We start from the raw sequence: 3,725 nt of genomic DNA on the forward strand, positions 1-3,725 counted from the left end.
CCAGCACACGTGCGGGGTGCTTCTTCCACTCGTAAAATGAGGACGACGACAGCCCGCCGAGCAGTTCGCGCGCACCAGCACACGTGCGGGGTGCTTCTTCCACTCGTAAAATGAGGACGACGACAGCCCGCCGAGCAGTTCGCGCGCATCCTCGTCCCGGATCTGCCATGCGCCGGCCAGGCGGAAGAAACCCTTCAGGGCAGATTCGGACAAGCGCTCGCGTTCGGAACGCGCGGACAGGTCGACGAGTACCGCCGGCTCGAACCGGCTCTTGGGGTAGGCGTAAGCGAAGCTCATGAAAGATTCCTCCGGTTATGGATCATATATACTCCGCTTCCGGACCTATTGCAAGCGTCTTGTACAAAGCTTTATGTCGTGCCAGAATGCAAAACTTATCAAATCCTCATCCTTGCAAACGACGAGAAAGGAGGCGCCATGCGTCTACTGTCGATTGTGGTCATGGGCATCAGCATGCTGATGCTGGCGGTGGCGAGTGCGGCGCGGCCGTCGAACGACGAGTTGAAGAAGCAGGTGGCCGACACCGAACGCGCCTTCGCGGCGACGATGAAGGCGCGCGACCATGCCGCGTTCACGTCCTTCCTGGCCGACGAGGCCATCTTCTTTTCCGGTCCGACGCCGCTGCGCGGCCGGGAAAACGTCGCGAACGCGTGGCGTAAATACTACGAAGGCGAGCGTGCGCCATTTTCGTGGGAGCCGGAGCAGGTGGAAGTGGTGGAGTCCGGTACGCTGGCCTACAGCGGCGGGCCCGTCTACGATGCCGGCGGCAAGCGCGTCGGCCGGTTCAATTCCATCTGGCGGCTGGAAGCGCCGGGCCGCTGGAAGATCGTGTTCGACCGCGGCGAGCAGCCGTGCCAGTGCGAGGCCAAGCCGGCGAAGTAACCCTGCTACCGTCTGCTGCGCTCAACATTGTGACTGCTGATGCACGATCCGCAATATCGCGCGCAGGTGGCGGCCCAGAACGCCGGCTAAACCAGCCGCCGCACCCGAGCTACCACCTGGGTACGGGCATGGGTGCCGTGATGCAGGCGCCGATCTACACGCGCTGAGAGCCTACGCGAATTGGTAGGGTGGGCACCCCGTGCCCACGCGAACGCCGGCCAACCGCAAACGTCCGCGTGGGCACAGGGGTGCCCACCCTACTGGATCAGGCCGGCTCGGCGTGCTCGACCAGCAGCTGGACTTTCGTGACGCCGTTGTATTCGTTGGCGTCGAGCCGGAACGCCACGCGCGCCTTGTCGCCCAGCGCGTCGGTATGCCCGAACCAGATGGCGTCATAGCGCCGCCCGTTGCGTTCCAGCAGGAGCTTCAGGTGGCGGTCTTTCAGGATACGCTGGCTCACCACGCGGAATTCGTCGCAGAACACGGGCGGCGCGAAGCCCTGGCCCCAGACCTGGCCGTCCAGCAGCTCGATGAATTGCGTGCTGTAGAAATCGTCTTCCAGCGGACCGTCCGTTTCGACGATCCGCTCCAGCTGCGCTGCCGTCAGCCAGGCGCGGCCGACGGCCTCGAAGGCCTGCGCGAACGCGTCGAAATGGCCGGCGCGGATCGTCAGGCCCGCCGCCATCGCGTGGCCGCCGAACTTGTCGATCAGGCCGGGCACCTTCTTCGACACGAGGTCGAGTGCATCGCGCAGGTGGAAGCCCGGGATCGAACGCCCGGACCCCTTGATCCAGCCTTCGCCCGCGGGCGCGAACGTGATCGTCGGGCGGTAGAATTTTTCCTTCAGGCGCGACGCGACGATACCGATCACGCCCTGGTGCCAGCCGTCGTCGAACACGGCGATCGTGCTGGCGTCCGCCGGATTGAAATCGTCCAGGTGCAGCAGGGCCGTGCCCTGCATGTCGGCCTCGATCTCGCGCCGCTTCAGGTTGATCTCGTTGAGCTGCTGGGCGATGGCCCAGGCGCGGCCCTCGTCGTCCGTGATCAGGCATTCGATCCCGAGCGACATGTCTTCCAGCCGGCCCGCCGCGTTCAGGCGGGGGCCGAGGGCGAAGCCGAGGTCGAACGGCGACGCACAGCGCGCCTCGCGTCCCGCCACGCGGAACAGCGCGGCGACCCCTGCATGCATGCGGCCCGCGCGCATGCGCTTCAGGCCCTGCGCGACGAGGATGCGGTTGTTGGTGTCGAGTTTCACCACGTCCGCCACGGTGCCCAGCGCGACGAGGTCGAGCAGGTTGTCGAGCTTGGGCTGCGTCTGCGCGTCGAACACGCCGCGCCGGCGCAGCTCCGCACGCAGCGCCAGCAGCACGTAGAACACGACGCCGACGCCGGCCAGGTGCTTGCTGGGGAAGCCGCATTCGGGCTGGTTCGGATTCACGATCACGCGCGCGTCCGGCAGGAACTCGCCCGGCAGGTGGTGGTCGGTGACGACAACGTCGATGCCGCGCCGCCGCGCCGCCTCCACGCCGTCGATGCTGGCGATGCCGTTGTCCACCGTGATGATGATGTCCGGCGCCTTTTCGCGTGCCGTCAGCTCGACGATCTCCGGCGTCAGGCCGTAGCCGTACTCGAAGCGGTTGGGCACGATATAGTCCACGCGCGCGCCCATGGCGGTAAGGCCGCGCAGCGCAGTGGCGCAGGCGGTGGCGCCGTCGCAGTCGTAGTCGGCCACGATGGTCATCTTCTTGCCGGCCGCGATGGCGTCGGCGAGATAGGTCGCCGCCGCGTCGATCTGGCGCAGCGCGCCGGGCGGCACCAACGCTTGCAGCTCGACGGCGAGTTCGCGCGGGTCGGCAAGGCCGCGCGCGGCGTACACGCGCGCGAGGACGGGGTGGATCCCGCTCTGGCGCAGCATTTCGGATAGTCTTACGGGGCAGGGGCGGATGGTGATGCGGGTCTTCAAAGCAGTCGTTCCAGGGTCGGGCGGCGCCAGAATTTACGTTGCGCCAGCGGGGTCGTCGTGGTCTCGAGGTGGCCGTCGCGGTGGCTGAGCACGAGGCTCACCTCCTTGATGCGGCCTTTGGTGAGCAGCGCGAGCAGCGGCGCGAACAGCCCGGCTTCCAACCGCTGCATCTGCTGCAGCCAGCCGTGCCAGTCGGCCGCGATACCGGCGGCCGCCACATTGCCGCAGGCGAGCAGCCAGTCGCCGCCTTCGGCCAGCAGGGCGTCCAGGCCGGACAGGTTGTCGAGCCGGCGCTCGGCCAGCGCCGTCAGCCAGCCGGGGGCTTCGAACGCGGCCACGCGCGGCCGGGTGTCCGCCTTGCCGGCCGCCTTCGCGACCAGTTGCTGGCCGCGTTCCGTGGCCATGCTGGCATTCCCCCACGGCCAGAAGGAATTGATCGGCAACTGGCCGCGCGCCTCGCGCGCCGCGTTGGCCGGATCCGTGAACCACGTCACCTGCACGTCGTTCTGCAGCTTGCGGAACGCGCGTGCCTGCGGGCCGGACGGCATCCAGTCCGTCAGGTTCATGTTCACGGCCGCGTCCGGGCTGGCCGTCGCGATGTCGGTCCAGTCGTCGGCGCGCATGAACCACGTGTCGTGCGTGCCCCACGCCAGCGCGTGGCCGGCTTCCTCGAAGCAGGGCCGGGCGCTGTCGAACAGGGCTCTGGCCTCGGCTTCGCGCAGGTCGAGCTGGCGCGTGTCGCCCATCTGCAGGTGCGTGCGCGCGATCTGGATGTGCGTCGGGTTGACGACGAACCACATGCCGTCACCCGGATCGAGCCCGATGCCGCGCATGGCGCTGGCTGCCACACCGGGTACGAGGT

At 67.7% G+C, this 3,725-nt stretch carries 3 protein-coding genes and 1 pseudogene; 1 reads left to right on the plus strand and 3 read right to left on the minus strand.

What is annotated here, in order from left to right:
- Positions 1–297 (minus strand): annotated as a pseudogene (locus AC1DYX_RS29030) (hypothetical protein); the annotation flags it as partial.
- A 138-nt stretch (positions 298–435) separates the two neighbouring features.
- Here AC1DYX_RS29030 and AC1DYX_RS29035 point away from each other — a divergent pair.
- Positions 436–900: a YybH family protein gene (locus AC1DYX_RS29035; protein ID WP_477265368.1), complete on the plus strand. Its 465-nt coding sequence runs from the start codon at positions 436–438 to the stop codon at positions 898–900.
- A 265-nt stretch (positions 901–1,165) separates the two neighbouring features.
- Here AC1DYX_RS29035 and recJ read toward each other — a convergent pair whose 3' ends face one another.
- Both recJ and AC1DYX_RS29045 read right to left on the minus strand, forming a co-directional pair.
- Complete coding sequence (gene recJ, locus AC1DYX_RS29040; protein WP_477265372.1) at positions 1,166–2,815, minus strand: single-stranded-DNA-specific exonuclease RecJ; 1,650 nt, start codon at positions 2,813–2,815, stop codon at positions 1,166–1,168.
- A 44-nt stretch (positions 2,816–2,859) separates the two neighbouring features.
- Positions 2,860–3,725 (minus strand): hypothetical protein (locus AC1DYX_RS29045; protein WP_477265370.1); only part of this gene is annotated, 866 nt, incomplete at its 5' end.

Source organism: Massilia sp. P2_C2 (genome assembly GCF_056404615.1).

Excerpts from the sequence above, each read along its gene's own strand:
- recJ (WP_477265372.1), bottom strand. The coding sequence starts at position 2,815 with ATGCTGCGCCAGAGCGGGATCCACCCCGTCCTCGCGCGCGTGTACGCC.
- AC1DYX_RS29035 (WP_477265368.1), top strand. The coding sequence starts at position 436 with ATGCGTCTACTGTCGATTGTGGTCATGGGCATCAGCATGCTGATGCTG.